15 protein-coding genes are annotated in these 16,148 nt (G+C 74.1%); 4 read left to right on the forward strand and 11 right to left on the reverse strand.

Annotated features, from left to right (window positions below; all coding sequences use genetic code 11):
- Positions 1–22 precede the first annotated feature (22 nt).
- Positions 23–1,717, reverse strand: coding sequence for an MFS transporter (locus OG370_RS09280; RefSeq protein WP_328462467.1), 1,695 nt, complete (start codon positions 1,715–1,717; stop codon positions 23–25).
- A gap of 674 nt (positions 1,718–2,391) precedes the next feature.
- Here OG370_RS09280 and OG370_RS09285 point away from each other — a divergent pair.
- Positions 2,392–3,462 (forward strand): phosphatase PAP2 family protein, encoded by a 1,071-nt coding sequence (locus OG370_RS09285; protein WP_443060637.1) that lies wholly within the window; start codon positions 2,392–2,394, stop codon positions 3,460–3,462.
- Positions 3,463–3,629: 167 nt separating this feature from the next.
- Here OG370_RS09285 and OG370_RS09290 read toward each other — a convergent pair whose 3' ends face one another.
- Both OG370_RS09290 and OG370_RS09295 read right to left on the reverse strand, forming a co-directional pair.
- A complete protein-coding gene (locus OG370_RS09290; RefSeq protein WP_328462471.1) occupies positions 3,630–3,848 on the reverse strand; it encodes an I78 family peptidase inhibitor in 219 nt (72 codons plus the stop codon).
- A gap of 221 nt (positions 3,849–4,069) precedes the next feature.
- A complete protein-coding gene (locus OG370_RS09295; protein ID WP_328462473.1) occupies positions 4,070–4,921 on the reverse strand; it encodes a LysM peptidoglycan-binding domain-containing protein in 852 nt (283 codons plus the stop codon).
- A 421-nt stretch (positions 4,922–5,342) separates the two neighbouring features.
- Between OG370_RS09295 and OG370_RS09300 the strand changes: the two genes are divergently transcribed.
- Together OG370_RS09300 and OG370_RS09305 are read left to right on the forward strand one after the other, a co-directional pair.
- Positions 5,343–6,260, forward strand: coding sequence for a hypothetical protein (locus tag OG370_RS09300; RefSeq protein ID WP_328462475.1), 918 nt, complete (start codon positions 5,343–5,345; stop codon positions 6,258–6,260).
- A 241-nt stretch (positions 6,261–6,501) separates the two neighbouring features.
- Positions 6,502–6,885: a hypothetical protein gene (locus OG370_RS09305; RefSeq protein ID WP_328462477.1), complete on the forward strand. Its 384-nt coding sequence runs from the start codon at positions 6,502–6,504 to the stop codon at positions 6,883–6,885.
- A gap of 141 nt (positions 6,886–7,026) precedes the next feature.
- Here OG370_RS09305 and der read toward each other — a convergent pair whose 3' ends face one another.
- The 4 genes from der to OG370_RS09325 all read right to left on the reverse strand — a co-directional run bounded on the left by der (position 7,027) and on the right by OG370_RS09325 (position 11,266).
- On the reverse strand, positions 7,027–8,484 hold the full coding sequence (gene der / locus OG370_RS09310; protein ID WP_328462479.1) for a ribosome biogenesis GTPase Der: 1,458 nt from the start codon (positions 8,482–8,484) through the stop codon (positions 7,027–7,029).
- 99 nt (positions 8,485–8,583) lie between these two features.
- Positions 8,584–9,171, reverse strand: a complete 588-nt coding sequence (locus OG370_RS09315) for a lysophospholipid acyltransferase family protein (RefSeq protein ID WP_328473928.1) — start codon at positions 9,169–9,171, stop codon at positions 8,584–8,586.
- Between the two features lie 113 nt (positions 9,172–9,284).
- On the reverse strand, positions 9,285–9,962 hold the full coding sequence (cmk, locus tag OG370_RS09320; RefSeq protein ID WP_328462481.1) for a (d)CMP kinase: 678 nt from the start codon (positions 9,960–9,962) through the stop codon (positions 9,285–9,287).
- Between the two features lie 218 nt (positions 9,963–10,180).
- Complete coding sequence (locus OG370_RS09325) at positions 10,181–11,266, reverse strand: prephenate dehydrogenase (RefSeq protein ID WP_328462483.1); 1,086 nt, start codon at positions 11,264–11,266, stop codon at positions 10,181–10,183.
- Between the two features lie 243 nt (positions 11,267–11,509).
- Here OG370_RS09325 and OG370_RS09330 point away from each other — a divergent pair, with 243 nt between their 5' ends.
- Positions 11,510–12,253, forward strand: coding sequence for a nucleotidyltransferase domain-containing protein (locus OG370_RS09330; RefSeq protein ID WP_328462485.1), 744 nt, complete (start codon positions 11,510–11,512; stop codon positions 12,251–12,253).
- Between the two features lie 23 nt (positions 12,254–12,276).
- Here the strand turns inward: OG370_RS09330 and OG370_RS09335 are convergent, their stop codons facing one another.
- From OG370_RS09335 to OG370_RS09350, 4 genes are all read right to left on the reverse strand, one after another.
- Complete coding sequence (locus OG370_RS09335; RefSeq protein ID WP_328462487.1) at positions 12,277–13,095, reverse strand: nucleotidyltransferase domain-containing protein; 819 nt, start codon at positions 13,093–13,095, stop codon at positions 12,277–12,279.
- Positions 13,096–13,212: 117 nt separating this feature from the next.
- Positions 13,213–14,286, reverse strand: coding sequence for a pseudouridine synthase (locus tag OG370_RS09340; RefSeq protein ID WP_328462489.1), 1,074 nt, complete (start codon positions 14,284–14,286; stop codon positions 13,213–13,215).
- Positions 14,286–15,002, reverse strand: a complete 717-nt coding sequence (gene scpB, locus OG370_RS09345; protein WP_328462491.1) for an SMC-Scp complex subunit ScpB — start codon at positions 15,000–15,002, stop codon at positions 14,286–14,288. Before scpB ends, OG370_RS09340 begins: the two co-directional genes overlap by 1 nt.
- Positions 15,002–16,132 carry a segregation and condensation protein A gene (locus OG370_RS09350; protein WP_328462493.1) on the reverse strand — a complete coding sequence of 377 codons (1,131 nt, stop codon included), beginning with the start codon at positions 16,130–16,132 and terminating at the stop codon, positions 15,002–15,004. The genes scpB and OG370_RS09350 overlap by 1 nt, the downstream gene beginning before the upstream one ends.
- Between the last annotated feature and the right edge of the window lie 16 nt (positions 16,133–16,148).

Below are 16,148 nucleotides of genomic sequence, written 5' to 3' on the forward strand. Positions count from 1 at the left end.
GGCTCGGCGCCGACGTTACGGCTCAGTCCCTCGCCCGTCCAGAGCGTACGGCGCCCGGGGGCGCGGAGGAGGAGCGTACGGCGGAGCGCTCGGCGTGCACCGGCCACGGCCGTTCCCCGGCGGGAGGCGCCACTGGATCGGCGGCAGGTTCCGTGCCGGGACGGCCAGGGCGACCAGGGAGGACGTTCTCCGCCGCGGACTCGGCACCCGGCAGGCGCTCCTCGCCCACCCTGCACTCCATCACCGGCGGCAGCCGCCTCGCCGCCCACGCGCCCGACAGCAGCAGCACCACGCTGACCACGAGCGTCACATGCAGGCCGTGCACGAAGGAGTGCCGTGCGGCGTGTCGCAGCGCCGCGCCCGGGGCGCCGCCGACCCGGTCGGCCACGTCGTACGCACCGCCCAGGGACTGGTCGGCCGCAGTGGTGTCGGCGGCGCTGATCCCGGGGGCGCGCGGCGCGTAGACGGCGTTCATCACACTGCCGAGCAGCGCGATGCCCAGTCCGGCGCCGAGTTGGTACGCGGTCTCGCCGACCGCGGCCGCGCCGCCCGCCCGGTGCGCGGGCGCCTGGCTGAGCATCGACTCGTACGCCCCGAACAAGGTGGCCTCCAGGCCGAAGCCCAGCGCGACGAAGACGACGGTGAGCAGCATGGGGCGGTCCTGCTGACCCATCGCGGTCAGCGAGAGCACGGCCAGCGCCGTGAGCAGGAAGCCGCCGCCGACCATCCGGCGCGGCCCGAAGCGGGTCAGCGCCCGCGAGCCCGCCAGCCCGCCGGCCATCGCGGCGAAGGTGAGCGGCAGCAGGCGCAGCCCGGTGTCCAGCGGGCTCAGGCCGAGCACGAGCTGGAGGTACTGCACCGCGATCAGTTCCAGCCCGACCAGCGCCAGCATGGCCAGCACGATGCAGCCCACCGAGGTGGAGAAGGCCGCCTGGGCGAACATCCGCACGTCGATCAGCGGGTGTGCGAGGCGGCGCTGGCGCCGGACGAAGAACACCAGCAGGGCTAGGCCGAGCAGCAGCGGCACCCAGACCGTGGGGTCCACGGGGGCCGCGCCGGCGCCGAACCGCTTGACCCCGAAGACCGCGCCCAGGATGCCCAGGGCGGCCGCCGCCGCGCCCACCACGTCCCAGGGGCCGTCGCCGCAGCCGCGCGACTCGGGCAGCAGCACCCGGCCGAGCGGCAGCATCACGGCCATCAGCGGGATGTTGACCAGGAAGACCGAGCCCCACCAGAAGTGCTCCACCAGGAAGCCGCCGAGCACCGGCCCGACCGCGGCCCCGACCGCGGCGACCGCGCTCCACACGCCGATCGCCGTCGCCCGCTCGCGCCGGTCGGGGAAGACCTGCCGCAGGATCGACAGCGTGGCGGGCATGATCATCGCACCGCCGGCGCCGAGCAGCGCACGAGCGGCGATCAGGATGTCCGGAGTGGGCGCGAAGGCGGCCATCGCCGAGGCGGCGCCGAAGAGCGCGTAGCCGATCAGCAGCACCCGGCGGCGGCCGATCCGGTCCCCGAGCGTGCCGAAGAGGATCAGCAGCGACGCGGCGATCAGCGGGTACGCGTCGACGATCCACAGCAGGTCCTGTGAGCCGGGCCGCAGATCCTCGGTGAGCGCGGGGACCGCCACATGCAACACGGTGGCGTCCAGCGCGACGATCAGCAGGCTCGCGCACAGCACGACGAGGATGGTCCAGCGGCTGACCGGCCGCGTCATAGGCGTACCTCCACGGCTGACTCCGTGACTCCCGGGCGGGTGAAACGCCAGCGTACGTGACCGGGATGTGCCCGGCCCGACCTGCGGCGGTGTCCGCCGGTAGGGTGATGGCCGCCCCGGACGGAGCAGCGGCCGCGAAAGAACCACAACCGGTACGGCTCCCGGCCGGACGCCCGCGTCCGCCCGGCCCGCGCCTGGCCCGTGTCCTGCCACCCGCCCGGTGCAGCCGCGGCACCGGACCGCTGTCATCGGCGCCGTCAACGGAGTCGTCGTCGCCACCCTCCGGCCGGCGCGGCGCGGCCTCGGAGCCGCCGCGTTCCGGCCGTACCCCGGGCGCCGGGCCCGCACCGGCCCTGCGGTCCGCCCGCCCGTTCACCCCGCGCCGGCCCGGCCATCACGCGGGAAACCCTGAATAAATTCGAGGGAAATAAGTATCGAATAAGAACATGGGCATGTGAGTATCAACACCCGAACATAAACTCCACGGCCCCTCGCATTCACCTCAATCACCGTCCGCCAAAGGGGTGGTGAGACGCACTCCACATCACATCGTCATTACAAATCCGGTCGTGAGGCGGTTGCATGCCATCACACGCTGTAACGTCGTTTCAGTGCGTACCGATAACGGGCCCGACCGCGCGGCGGAGCGACCGGCGAGCCGTGGCCTGCCGCGGATGAGTCGAACACGTGTGTGGCTGTTCGGCCTCACCGTCGCCTCCTACGTCGCGATCGTGGTCGGCGTGGTCACCACCTCGAAGCTGGTGACGCTCGACTGGCAGGTCATGCTGTGGCGCCCCTACAAGCAGTGGCCGCAGATTCACGCGTTCCTGGACTACTTCGTCGTCCTCGGCCAGCGCGGCCCCACCGCCGTGATGGTGCTCGCCTGGCTCGGCTGGCGCGCCTGGCGCCACCGCACCCTGCACCCCCTGCTGGTGCTCGGCACCTCGCTGCTGCTGCTCAACATCACCGTGGGGGCCGTGAAATACGGCCTCGGCCGGCTCGGTCCGCATTACGCGACGACCGTCGGCTCCGCGGAGATGTTCGCCGGCGGCGATATATTTCCTTCCGGGCATACCGCCAATGCGGTGGTGACCTGGGGCGTACTGGCCTATCTCGCCACAACTCCGCGAGCCCGGCGCTGGGGTTCGATCGCCAGTGCGCTGCTGGCGCTCGGCGTCGGCGCGACCACCGTCTACCTGGGAACCCACTGGGTGAGCGATGTGCTGCTCGGGTGGGCGGCGGGGCTGCTGATCCTGCTGGCGCTGCCGTGGTTCGAGCCGTTCATGGCCAAGGCCGAGGACTGGATCACCGGCGGCTGGCACCGCGTCCGAGGCCGGCGCACACGGCGTACGGCTCCGGGGACGGCGCTGCCGGCCGCTCCCGCCCTGCCCGGCCGCCCCAGCGGGGGCGGCGAGCCGGACCGCGAGACGGTGGGCTCGACCGCGCAGGTCACCGCGCCGTCCGGCGCCTCGGCCGCGCCCGTGGGGCCCTCCGCCGTCACCGCGCCCGCGGGTGTCGCCGCGTCCTCGGCTCCCTCGGCGTCCGTGTCGTCGGCGGCCGTCTCGGCAACGTCCACGGCGCCCGGCGGCGGGCACACCCCGAGCCGTCCGCCCACGGTGCGCGGCGAGCGCACTCCTCCCGGCGCGGTCGGCTCCCGCCGGCGGCCGGTGGACCGGCAGTCGGCCCGCCCGGTGCCGCCACTCAGCCAAGCCAGCAGCGCTGCACACGGCCCTCGGCCACGATGAAGTTCAGCCGCCGTCGTCGGCGGCCGTCTCGGCAACGTCCACGGCGCCCGGCGGCGGGCACACCCCGAGCCGTCCGCCCACGGTGCGCGGCGAGCGCACTCCTCCCGGCGCGGTCGGCTCCCGCCGGCGGCCGGTGGACCGGCAGTCGGCCCGCCCGGTGCCGCCACTCAGCCAAGCCAGCAGCGCTGCACACGGCCCTCGGCCACGATGAAGTTCAGCCGCCCGAGGACGTACTCCATCGTCACCACCGTCCCGGGCGGCAGGCTGCGGAGCGTGGTCCAGCCGCGCTCCCGGGCCCGGGCTTCCGCTTCCGCCGCGGTGAGGCCGACATAGGCGTCGAGGTCGTCGTCCGGATTCCGGTCAGGCGGGTTCGGTAGCGGTCCCATGGCCGCAACGGTATTCGGTGCAATAGCCGCACGGCGTACGGCGACGGGCGCACACATGTTCCGCACAGTCCCCGCACAAAAAAACCGTCAATTCCGGTGGTTTACCGGACACCGACAAGTTAACCGCGGCCGGATGCGATCGGTGTCCCGGCCACGCGTGCGGGGTCGGCGGAATCCCGCCGGCCCCGTACACGTCGAGGGGTTCGCCGGATGGCCGGCGGTCAGTTGACGGTGAGGACCGCTCCCGGCAGCAGCCGGTTCGGATCGGAACCGATCAGGCTCTTGTTGAGCTCGTACAGCCGCTGCCAGCCGCCGTCCACGTCGTAGGAGCGGGCGATGCCCGCCAGGGTCTCATCGGGCTGCACGGTGTGCACGATGTGCTTGAAGCCGCTCATCCCGATGCGCCGCGAGCACGCCGGCCAGGCGCTCCAGCCCTGCACCCGCAGCACCGCCTCGGCGATGTCGATCTGGTGCTGGGGCGTGGCCAGGTCCGCGCGACGCGCGTACTTCAGGCCGCCGAACAACTCCCAGGTGGGCTGCCAGAACTGGAGGCCGCCGTAGAAGCTGTTGCCGCTGTTGATCTGCCAGTTGCCGCTGCTCTCGCACATCGCCAGGTCGTCCCAGACCGAGCGCTGCCGGGTGAACGTGACCACGCGCGGGGCCGCGGCGGTCGTCGGCGAGGCGTGGGTGGTAGCGGCAGCGGCGACGGCAGGCGCGGCAGCGGCATGAGCAGCAGCCGGAGCGGCAGCGGCGGACATCGCAGTGGCGAGCGGGACCGTAGAGGCCGCAGGGGCCGCGGGGTCGGCGGGCCGCGAACGGCCGGGGGCCACCGCGGACTTCTGGGCGGCGGGTGCCGCGGCGGCGGGCTGGGTCACCAGCGGGAGCAGGGCGCACGCGCCGAGCACGGCGACCGCGGCGGCGGCACGCGGGCCGCGGATGCGCGCGAGGGTGATACGGCGGACGCCGCCGAGGTGGCGCGAGCGGCCCGCGGCGCCCCACGCCTCGCCCCGCGGGACGTCCTGGGCGGGCCAGGCCGGGCGCTCCGGCCACGCCCCCTGCGCCCCGGGCTCCACCGCCCCGGACTCCTCCGTGCGGGACCGGCTCGGAGGCGCCGTCCGGGCCGCCTGCGCGACTTGGGGTGGCTGGGCGGTCCCGGCGCTCCGGGCCGTAGTCTGGGCCGACCCGTCCGGCAGCGCTGGCTGAGGTGACTGAACCGGCTGAGCTGGCGGGGCTGACAAATCAGATGAGTCCGACAAGTTCGACAGTTCGATCATCGGGCCACGCTAAGCACGGCCCCACCCCGGAACTCGGCTGGCACGGCCCGCCAGGCCCCGCACCTCACCCGTATGGCGCACACGCGCGAGGCAACCCGTACCCCGCAAACCGTGACCCCCCGCGCGGGCCGTCCGTTGTCACAGTGCGCCGGGACCCGCCCGGCGGCCGAGCCTTCGGCCCGCATTCGTGACCGCAGCACCGCACTTCCAAGGAGACTCCGTGGCGCCCATGCTCGACGTGAGTGATGAGGTACGAGCCGAGATCGGCGACGAGGAGACCCAGCGGCTCCTCACCGGCGAGAGCTCGCCGGGCACGTACGACTGCACGTCCTGCCGCACGCCCGGTGACAGCGGGCAGGAGCGGACCAGCACCGTGCTGTTCGTGGGCGACGAGACCGCCGTGCTGGCCTTCGCGCACGCCGCGTGCATCCCCTCGCAGGTCGTGCCGGTGTCCGAGGCCCAGTTGCAGGGTGCGGTGGCCAGCATCTCCGGCGGCACGCTCGCGGAGAGCCCCGGCGCGGGCCTCCCCGGCGGGCCGCCGCCGCACGCCGAGCCGCGCACCGAGCCGTACGGCGGGCCCGCGGGCGGTGGCGCGGCAGGTGGCCAGGGCGCGGGTGGCCGGACCGCCGACACCCCCGCCGTGCCCGACCTCGACCTCGCGCCCCGGCAGGCGGTGCTGGGCATCACCTGCGGTCTGATCATCGTGGAGGACCAGCTCCGCCCGGCACTGGTCGTCGAGCCGACCGGTCCGGTCGCCCGGGTCGGCTCCACCGGCGGCGGCGACGACTTCCTGCCGCTCCTCATCGAGCAGGGCTTCGTGCCCCAACTCGACCTGGAGGCACGGCCGTCGCCGCTGCCGGGCTGGTCGGTGCTGCTGGCCATGGGCAAGCTGCACGCCGTGCTCCAGCCGGGCGCCAACGGCGGCCCCGCCGCGGCCTGGTGGCAGGCGCACCAGCCGCTCCAGGTCAGCGACGGCTGGCGGGCCGCGGTGCAGCGCGGGAACGAGGTGTACGTGTACGCGGGCCCGGCCGGCTCGATCGGTCGCCAGCCGCGCGAGGACCTGATGCGGGACGCGCTGGCCCGGGCCTGCTCGCGCGGCCAGCTCGTCGCGGCCGCCATGCCACTGTCCGGAACCTGATCAGCGCAACCTGATCAGCGGATCGTCAGAGCATTCCACCGATCGAGGGGCGCGCACAGCACGCTGTGCGCGCCCCTCGCGCGTCCGCCCGCCGCCAATACCGCCAACACCCTGTTGACCTGGTCAAAGATCGGCAATTCAACCGCGCGGCCCGCATCCCGCCCGGCGCCGGGTCGTTGGCAGTTACGTGTACAGCTTCGACGCCTCCTCCCGAGCCCCTTACCAGCGCTACATCCCGTCCATGCGCACGGCGCAGGACGCGACCGGAGGCGGTGCGTCGAACACGCCGATCTACGATGCGCTGTACTCGGAATACCGCAGGCTGTTCCGGACCCTCCCCGGTGATCGCAGCGGCGAGGAATCGCTGCAGTTCAAGGGGTTCGCGGCCTGGCACGCGGAGTACCCGCCCTTCGCGCCGGGCGGCCGCCACCGCGGTGACCCGGGCGGCGCGGCCGGGACCGGAAACGGCGGGGTGAGCGGGGCGAACGGCGGCCCGGGCGGCGGGGCGAACGGCTCAGGCGGCGCCGCGAACGGGCCCGGCGGCCGGACCGGGCGGCGTGGCGGTGCGAACGGCGACGGCCCGGCGGCACTGCCCCCGGGCCGCGGCGACAACCGGATGCGGTAGCGGGAGCCGGCGGGCGGCACGGGCACATCCGGCAACGGCCCGGCGCGGCGACCGCCGAGAACCAGCGCGACCGCCGCGACCGCCGATACGCGCCGGGAGGACCGTGGGCCGCGGCTCGTACCACCGCGGCCCGCGGCGCCGTTACTTCTTCCGGCCCCGCTTCTCCCGCACCCGCACCGACACCTGGATCGGCGTGCCCTCGAAGCCGAACTCCTCGCGCAGTCGGCGCTCGACGAACCGGCGGTAGCCCGCCTCCAGGAAGCCGGACGCGAAGAGCACGAAGCGCGGCGGCCGGGTGCCCGCCTGGGTGCCGAACAGGATGCGCGGCTGCTTGCCCCCGCGGATCGGGTGCGGGTGGCCGGAGACCAGCTCGCCGAGGAACACGTTCAGCCGTCCGGTCGGCACCCGGGTCTCCCAGCCGGCCAGCGCGGTCTCGATCGCCGGGACCAGCTTCTCCATGTGCCGCCCGGTCCGTGCCGAGACGTTGACCCGGGGCGCCCACTGCACCTGGACGAGGTCGCGCTCGATCTCGCGTTCCAGGTAGTAGCGGCGCTCCTCCTCCATCAGGTCCCACTTGTTGTACGCGATGACGACGGCCCGGCCGGCCTCGACCGCCATCGAGATGATCCGGGTGTCCTGCTCGGTGAGCGTCTCGCTCGCGTCGACCAGGATCACCGCGACCTCGGCCTTCTCCAGCGCAGCCGCGGTGCGCAGGGAGGCGTAGTAGTCGGCGCCCTCGGTGAGGTGCACCCGCCGCCGGATGCCCGCGGTGTCGATGAACTTCCAGGTCACGCCGCCGAGCTGGATCAGCTCGTCGACCGGGTCGCGGGTGGTGCCCGCGACCTCGTTGACGACCACCCGGTCGCTGCCGGCCACCTTGTTCAGCAGCGACGACTTGCCGACGTTGGGGCGGCCGATCAGCGCGACCCGGCGCGGGCCGCCGAGGGCCTCGCCGAAGGTCATCGCGGGCGCCTCGGGCAGCGCCTCCATGATCGCGTCCAGCAGGTCGCCGGTGCCGCGGCCGTGCAGCGACGAGATCGGGTGGGGCTCGCCCAGGCCGAGGCTCCACAGCGCGTACGCGTCGGCCTCGCCGGAGGGGCCGTCCACCTTGTTGGCGGCCAGCACCACGGGCTTGCCGGCCCGGCGCAGCAGCTTCACGACCGCCTCGTCGGTGTCGGTGGCGCCCACGGTCGCGTCGACCACGAAGACCACCGCGTCGGCCGCCTCGATCGCGAACTCGGCCTGCGCGGCAACGGACGCGTCGATGCCGAGCACGTCCTGCTCCCAGCCGCCGGTGTCGACCAGCTTGAAGCGCCGGCCGTTCCAGTTCGCCTCGTAGCTGACGCGGTCGCGGGTGACGCCGGGGCGGTCCTCCACGACGGCCTCGCGGCGGCCGATGATCCGGTTCACCAGTGTCGACTTGCCGACATTGGGTCGGCCGACGACCGCGAGCACCGGAAGCGGGCCGTGGCCGGCCTCCGCGAGGTCGTCGGCGACCTCCTCCGGGTCGAAGCCCTCCTCCTCGGCGAGCTGCATGAACTCGGCGTATTCGGCGTCGCCGAGCGCGTCGGCGTCGCCGTGTTCGTATCCCTGGTCCATGAGGTCTCTCCGTCGATCAGCAAGAAGTACGTGGGCGCCGTTCCCGGTGCGGCCGGGCGGCGCGCGGCCCGCGGGCCGGGTCGGCCGGCCGGGCCCGGGTCACGCCCGGCCGGTGGCCCGCCTGGCCTCGGCGAGGTGCGCGGACAGGTGCGCCTGGATGCGGGTGGTGGCTTCGTCGAGCGCGGTACGGGTCCGCCGCCCGCTGCCGTCGCCGGCCTCGAAGGGCTCGCCGTAGACGACGTCGATCCGGGCGCGCAGCGGCGGCAGCCCGCCGACCAGCCGGCCGCGGCGGGCGCTGCCGAGGACGGCGACCGGGACGACCGGGGCGCCCGAGCGCACCGCGAAGTACGCCAGCCCGGCCCGCAGCTGGGCGAAGTCGCCGTCGCCGCGGGTGCCCTCGGGGAAGATGCCCAGCACGCCGCCCTGCTCCAGCACGCCGAGCGCCGCGGTGATCGCACCGCGGTCGGCGCCGGAGCGGTCGACCTTGACCTGGCCGATGGAGCGCAGGAACAGGTCGAGCGGGCCGACGAACGCCTCCTTCTTCACCAGGAAGTGCAGGGGGCGCGGGCAGGTGCCGATCAGCATCGGCCCGTCGACGTTGTGGCTGTGGTTGCCCGCGAGGATGACCGGGCCGTGCGCCGGCAGCCGCCAGTCGCCGAGCACCCGGGGACGCCACAGGCCGTTCATCAGCCCGATGCCGATGCCGCGGGCCACCGCGGCGCCGCGCGCGCTGGGCAGCGGCGGCGCGGCCGGCGCGCCCGCCGGTGCCGCGGGCGCCGCCAGGGTCTCGCGCTGCGTACTCACCGAGCCGCTCGCTTCTCCCCGACCAGTGCGACGACCTGCTCGACGACCTGCTCGAGGGTGAGCTCGCTGGTGTCGACCTCTATGGCGTCGTCGGCCTTGGCCAGCGGCGAGGTCTTGCGGCCGGAGTCGGCGGCGTCGCGCCGGACCAGGGCGGCCTGGGTGTCGGCGACGGACTGCGCGCCCTTCAGCTCGCCGCTGCGGCGGGCGGCGCGGACCTCGGCGGAGGCGGTGAGGAAGATCTTGACGGTGGCGTCGGGCAGCACGGTGGTGCCGATGTCACGGCCCTCGACCACGATGCCGGCGGGCGCGGCGGCGGCCGCGGCACGCTGGATCTCCACCATCCGGGTGCGCACCTCGGGGACGGCGCTCACCGCGCTGACCGCGGCGGTGACCTCCTGGGTGCGGATCGGGCCGGAGGCGTCCAGGCCGTCCACGGTGATCGCGGGGGCGGCCGGGTCGGTGCCGGCCACGATCGCCGGCTTGCCCGCCTGGTCGGCGATGGCCAGCGGGTCGCCGACGTCCACGCCGTTGGTCAGCATCCACCAGGTGATCGCGCGGTACTGCGCGCCCGTGTCCAGGTAGCTGAGGCCCAGCCGGGACGCGACCGCCCTGGACGTGCTGGACTTGCCCGTGCCGGAGGGGCCGTCGATCGCGACGATCACCGGATTTGACACAGCGGGTGGCCTTCCTCGTGCACGGATGCGGGTGCGGGCGGGCCGGCGGGCGCCGGATGCCATCCCTCAAGGTTACCGGCCCCCCGGGTGGCCCAGCGCCACCCCGGCCGGGCGGGGCCGGGCCGCGCCGGGCTGCCGCGCCGGGCGAAGGGCCGGGCCGCGCCGGGCGCAGGGCGTAGCGGAACCGGTCGGCCGGGCCGGGCGGGCCCCGACCGCGGCTACTGCCGCAGCGCCCAGCCGCGCTCCCGCAGCGCCGCCGACAGGACGGTGGCGCTGCGCGGCTCGACCGTCAGGTTCACCAGGCCCGCCTGCTGCCCGGTGGAGTGCTCGATCCGCACGTCCTCGATGTTGACGCCCGCGGCGCCCGCGTCCGCGAAGAGCCGGGCCAGCTCGCCGGGCTGGTCGCCGATGAGCACGGCGACGATCTCGTACGGCTTGGGGGCGGCGCCGTGCTTGCCGGGGACCTTGGCACGGCCGGCGTTGCCCCGGCGCAGGATGTCCTCGATGCCGGCCGCGCCGCCGCGCCGCTTGTCGTCGTCGGCGGACTGCAGGGAGCGCAGCGCGGTGACGGTCTCGGTGAGGTCGGTGGCCAGGGCGTCGAGCACATCGGCGACCGGACCGGGGTTGGCGGCCAGGATGTCCATCCACATGCCCGGCTCCGACCCGGCGACGCGGGTGACGTCGAGGATGCCCTGCCCGCACAGGCGTACGGCGGCGTCCTCGGCGTGTTCCAGGCGGGCGGCGACCATGCTGGAGACGAGCTGCGGGGTGTGCGAGACGAGCGCGACGGCGCGGTCGTGCGCGTCGGCGTCCATCACGACGGGGACCGCGCGGCACAGGGCGACCAGTTCCAGGGCGAGGTTGAGCACCTCGGTGTCGGTGCCCGCGGTGGGGGTGAGCACCCAGGGGCGGCCCTCGAAGAGGTCGGCGCTCGCCGCCAGCGGGCCGGAGCGCTCCCGGCCGGCCATGGGGTGGGTGCCGATGTAGCGGGTCAGGTCGCAGCCCGCGGCGTCCAGCTCGCGGCGCGGGCCGCCCTTGACGCTGGCCACGTCCAGGTACCCGCGGCCCAGGCCCTCAGCGATCACCTCGGCGAGGGTGGTGGCCACATGGGCGGGCGGCACCGCCACGATCACCAGGTCCACGGGGTGCGGCGGCTGCCCCGAGGAGCCCGCGCCGAGCGCCTCCGCGGTACGCGCTGCGGATTCGTCGTGGTCCCTCAGGTACACGTCGACACCGCGGTCGCTGAGGGCGAGCGCGGCCGACGTGCCCATCAGGCCGGTTCCGATGACGAGGGCGGTCCTCACGAAGGTGTCCTTGCGGGGTGCGGCGGCGGGAGTACGGGCCGGCGGTACGGTCCGCGACCAGCGTAGCCACGGCGCGGCGCCGGCGCGGGGCGGACCGCGGACCGAGACGGGGCGGAGCCGCACGGCGGGGCCCCGGTCTTCCCTGGCGTCCCACCAGCCCCGCCCGTTGCGGGTCGCCCGTGGTCACCGCGGGGAACGTGAAAATCGCGCGCCCGGTCCGATGAGATGACCATAATCGCCCTCATGCGCGATTCGCTGGGGGACGACGTGGGGCACCAACTGGTCAGGGACCACACGGTCTACGCGTGCGTGATGGGCTCGCGCGCCTTCGGACTGGCCACGGACGCCAGCGACACGGACCGGCGCGGGGTGTTCGTGGCGCCGACCCCGCTGTTCTGGCGGCTGGACAAGCCGCCCACCCATGTCACCGGACCGCGGGACGAGCAGTTCTCCTGGGAGCTGGAGCGCTTCTGCGTGCTCGCGCTGCGCGGCAACCCGAACGTGCTGGAGTGCCTGCACTCCTCCATCGTCGAGCACGTCGACGCGACCGGCCGCGAACTGCTCGACCTGCGTGGCGCGTTCCTCTCCCGCCGCGCCGAGGCCTCCTTCCGCGGGTACGCCGCCCAGCAGCTCGGCAAGCTCGAAGCGGACCTGCGCACCCACGGCCGGCCCCGCTCGAAGCACGCGATGCACCTGCTGCGGCTGCTGCTGAGCTGCCGCGACCTGCTGCGCACCGGCCGGCTCGGCATCGACGCGAGCGAGCACCGCGACCGCCTCCTCGCGGTCAAGCGCGGCGAACTCGGCTGGGACGAGATCCGCGCCTGGACCCGCACCCTCCACGAGGAGATCGACGCCGCCTCCAGCCGCACCCCTCTCCCGCCCGAGCCGGACCGCACCCGCGTCGAGGACTTCCTGATCCGCGTCCGCGGCACCTCCGCCTCCCCCGCCCTGCCGCCGCTGGTGCCCGACGTCAGCCGCTCCTCGTAGCCGCTCCTTCCAGCCGCTCGCGCTCAAACGGCGGCCTCACGGGTGCGGACCACCAGGTCGTGGAGAGCGTCCTGGGCGGTGGGGCGGTCCGGGAGTCGGGAGGCGTCCTGGGCAGCGGTCAGGGTGCCGTGCAGGGCTTCGACGTCGGCGCCGAGCCGACCCGCGGGCAGTTCGGGGGTGGGCGCGTGCTCGGCCTCGGCCTTGGCCGTGACCAGGTCCGGGAGGTAGGCGGGCGCCTCGGGTACTTCCGCCAGGAGGGTGGGGAGGTGGGCCAGCACGTGCCCGGTGCGCATCAGGTGGATGCCGGTGAGCAGCACCCGGAACGTGTAGAGGAGCGGCTTGAGTTCGCCGTTCTTGAGGTGCAGACGCCACTGGGTGGCGGCGAAGCCGCGGTAGTGGTGGGCGTGGCCGGCGGTGATCACGCCGGGCGCCAGCGCGGCGAGCTCGGCGTGGACGTCGGTGGTGTGGACGACCAGCGGGGAGAGCAGCTGCTCCAGCACGTAGCCGTTGCGGCGCAGCATCAGCCGGACGAACTTCAGCAGGTCGTGGGTGACCAGGTCCAGGTCGAGACTCCCGCGCTGCCACATCCGGGTCCGGGTCGGCTCGCCCTCGTGCAGGCCGATCACCTCGCGCAGCGGCAGCAGGTGCACCCCGCGCAGGTCGACGTCGGAGTCCTGGGAGGGGAACCCGTACAGGTGCGCGCCGGAGACGGTGACGAACAGCGGCTCGGGGCCGCTGCCCAGCAGATCGCTGACGGCGGGGGCGAGGTCGGGCACCTGTGCGGCGGAGAGTGTGGCCAGGGCGGCGACGGGGGCGGCGGAGGAGGAGGCGGGCGCGGTCATGCGCCCATCCAACCGCCAGACGCGGACGCGTGGCGAGGCGGCGGACACGGGTAAGTGGCCGCCGCCTGGAGGGCGCCCCTTACCGGGGGGCGCCTGCCGTCGCGTTCCCGTCGCGTTCTACAGGTCGACCTCGCGCATGAGCATGCCGACCTCGGTGTTGGTGAGGCGGCGCAGCCAGCCGGACTTCTGGTCGCCGAGGGGGATCGGCCCGAAGCTGGTACGCACCAGCTTGTCGACGGGAAAGCCGGCCTCGGAGAGCATGCGGCGGACGATGTGCTTGCGGCCCTCGTGGAGGGTGACCTCGACCAGGTAGTTCTTGCCGGTGTTCTGCACGATCCGGAAGTGGTCGGCGCGCGCCCAGCCGTCCTCCAGCTCGATGCCGCTCTTGAGCTGCTTGCCCAGGTCGCGGGGCAACGGGCCCTGGATGGCGGCGAGATAGGTCTTCTTCACGCCGTAGCGCGGGTGTGTCAGCCGGTGGGCCAGCTCGCCGTGGTTGGTGAGCAGGATCAGGCCCTCGGTCTCGGTGTCGAGCCGGCCGACGTGGAAGAGCCGGGTGTCGCGGTTGGTGACGTAGTCGCCGAGGCACTGCCGCCCGTCGGGGTCCTCCATGGTGGAGACCACACCGGCCGGCTTGTTGAGCGCGAAGAACAGGTACGACTGCGTGGCGACGGTGAGCCCGTCGACCTTCACCTCGTCGTGGTCGGGGTCGACCCGCATGCCCTGCTCGGTGACGATCTCGCCGTTCACCTCGACGCGGTGCTGCTCGATCAGTTCCTCGCAGGCCCGCCGCGAGCCCATGCCGGCCCTGGCCAGCACCTTCTGCAGCCGCTCGCCCTCCTGCTCGGCGCCGGGGAAGGTCTTGGGCGTCTTGACCTGCGGCTTGTTGTGCCGCTCGCGGTTGCGCTGCTCGATCTGGGCATCGAGTTCGCGCGGCCGGGCCGGGACCGGCTTACGGCCGCGGTTGCCGGTCGGCCGGGCACCGGGCTTGGCACCGCCCGCGTCCTTGGTGCGGGGCATGCCGCCGGGCTTGTTCGCACCGGACTGGCCGGTGCCGCCGACGTCGTAGCGGCGCTCCTCCGGACGCGGCTTGCGGGGACGCCCCGGCTCCTCGCCGCGCCGGTCGGCGGAGCCGCCGCCGCTGCCGCCGCGGGGTTTCCGGTTGCCGCCGCTGTTCCTGTCGCTGCTTCGCATCAAGGTTCCGTAATCGAGGTGATCGAGTTCGAGTTCGTCGGTGGATCGTCCGGGGCGTCCGGGTCGAAGGACGGGAGTCCTTCCGCGGACTCCGCCTCGACCGCTTCCGCCTCCGGCAGGAACGGGGCGAGCTCGGGCAGCTCGTCAAGGCTGCGCAGGCCCATACGTTCCAGGAAGTAGTTCGTCGTCCTGTACAGGATCGCACCTGTCTCGGGTTCCGTCCCACCTTCCTCCACCAGCCCGCGCTGGAGCAGGGTGCGCATCACGCCGTCGCAGTTCACTCCGCGCACCGCCGAGACCCGGGACCGGCTCACCGGCTGCCGGTACGCCACCACGGCCAGCGTCTCCAGCGCGGCCTGGGTCAGCCGGGCCTGCTGGCCGTCCAGCACGAAGCTCTCCACCGCCGGCGAGAAGGCCGGCCGGGTGTAGAAGCGCCAGCCGCCCGCGACCAGCCGCAGGTCAAAGCCCCGGCCCTCGCGGGTGTAGTCGTCGGACAGCTCGCGCAGCGCCTTGCCGACCGCCCGCCGCGGCCGCCCCAGCACCTTCGCCAGGTGCTCCTCGGTCGCGGGCTCGTCCACCACCATCAGCACCGCCTCCAGCGCCGGCTTCAGCTCCAGCTCGGCCGTCGCGGCGGCGAGCAGCCCGGCCGGGGCGGCCTCACCGGCGGCGGCAGCGGCTCCGGCGGCGGCTCGCGTGAGGTCGGTCACGTCGGTCATCACTGCTCTCCCTTCCCGGCGGCGCCGGGCTCGGTGGTGTCGTCGGCAGCGGCGGCGGCCTGAGCGCCCGCGGCAGGGCCGCCCGCGGTACGGCCGCCCCCGGGACGACCGGCCTCCGTACGACCGGCCTCCGTACGGCTGCCCGCCGTGGCGGCCTCCTGGTCGAACTCGTCGGTCACCAGGGGCGCCGCGTCCTCGGCCGTGCCCGTCCAGCGCACCTGGAGCGCGCCCAGCGCCTCCTCCTGGTCCAGCGCGACCGCCTTCTCCCGGTACAGCTCCAGCAGCGCCAGGAAGCGGGCCACGACCGTGAGCGTGTCCGCCGCGTCGGCGGTCAGCTCGCCGAAGCTCGCCGCGCCCCGCTCGCGCAGTATCGCGATCACATGCTCGGCCTGCTCCCGCACGCTCACCAGCGGCGCGTGGATGTGGTCCACGTACACCTGCGGCTTCGGCTTGGGCTGCATCGCCTTCACCGCGAGGCGCGCGAACCGCTCGGGGCCGATGCTCAGCACCACCTCCGGCAGCAACTCCGCGTGCTGCGGCTCCAGTCCGACGGTACGGGGGTGGCGCAGCGCCTCCTGTTCCAGCCGCTCCGCGAAGATCGCCGCGATCTGCTTGTACGCGCGGTACTGGAGCAGCCGAGCGAACAGCAGGTCCCGCGCTTCCAGCAGCGCGAGGTCCGCCTCGTCCTCCACCTCCGCGGCGGGCAGCAGCCGGGCCGCCTTCAGGTCCAGCAGGGTGGCCGCGACCACCAGGAACTCCGTGGTCTGGTCGAGGTCCCAGTCCGGGCCCATCGCGTGGATGTGCGCCATGAACTCGTTGGTGACCCTCGACAGCGCGATCTCCGTCACGTCGAGCCGGTGCTTCGAGATGAGCTGGAGCAGCAGGTCGAACGGCCCCTCGAAGTTGGAGAGCCGAACGGTGAAACGGTCGCCGGCGGTTGGAGGTTCGGCTCCACCCGTCCCCCCGGGCACCTCCGCCACCACCGGTTCGGCTCCACCCGTCCCCCCGGGCACCTCCGCCACCACCGGTTCGGCTTCGTCCGCCGCCTGTTCGGGGGCAGCAGCCGGTTCCGGCTCGGCGGCGGCGCCGCGGCCGAGGCTGCGACGGGGGTTGGCGGGTGAGGTGGGCATCGAGGTCCTGATCGGC

Origin of the sequence: Streptomyces sp. NBC_00448 (genome assembly GCF_036014115.1) — a bacterium.
Lineage (GTDB): Bacteria > Actinomycetota > Actinomycetes > Streptomycetales > Streptomycetaceae > Actinacidiphila.

What these genes read in the sequence shown, in the direction of transcription:
- OG370_RS09280 (WP_328462467.1), bottom strand. Translation starts at nt 1,717, where the DNA reads ATGACGCGGCCGGTCAGCCGCTGGACCATCCTCGTCGTGCTGTGCGCG.
- OG370_RS09285 (WP_443060637.1), top strand. Translation starts at nt 2,392, where the DNA reads ATGAGTCGAACACGTGTGTGGCTGTTCGGCCTCACCGTCGCCTCCTAC.
- OG370_RS09290 (WP_328462471.1), bottom strand. Translation starts at nt 3,848, where the DNA reads ATGGGACCGCTACCGAACCCGCCTGACCGGAATCCGGACGACGACCTC.
- OG370_RS09305 (WP_328462477.1), top strand. Translation starts at nt 6,502, where the DNA reads ATGCGCACGGCGCAGGACGCGACCGGAGGCGGTGCGTCGAACACGCCG.
- der (WP_328462479.1), bottom strand. Translation starts at nt 8,484, where the DNA reads ATGGACCAGGGATACGAACACGGCGACGCCGACGCGCTCGGCGACGCC.
- OG370_RS09315 (WP_328473928.1), bottom strand. Translation starts at nt 9,171, where the DNA reads ATGAACGGCCTGTGGCGTCCCCGGGTGCTCGGCGACTGGCGGCTGCCG.
- OG370_RS09330 (WP_328462485.1), top strand. Translation starts at nt 11,510, where the DNA reads ATGCGCGATTCGCTGGGGGACGACGTGGGGCACCAACTGGTCAGGGAC.
- OG370_RS09335 (WP_328462487.1), bottom strand. Translation starts at nt 13,095, where the DNA reads ATGACCGCGCCCGCCTCCTCCTCCGCCGCCCCCGTCGCCGCCCTGGCC.
- OG370_RS09340 (WP_328462489.1), bottom strand. Translation starts at nt 14,286, where the DNA reads ATGCGAAGCAGCGACAGGAACAGCGGCGGCAACCGGAAACCCCGCGGC.
- scpB (WP_328462491.1), bottom strand. Translation starts at nt 15,002, where the DNA reads ATGACCGACGTGACCGACCTCACGCGAGCCGCCGCCGGAGCCGCTGCC.
- OG370_RS09350 (WP_328462493.1), bottom strand. Translation starts at nt 16,132, where the DNA reads ATGCCCACCTCACCCGCCAACCCCCGTCGCAGCCTCGGCCGCGGCGCC.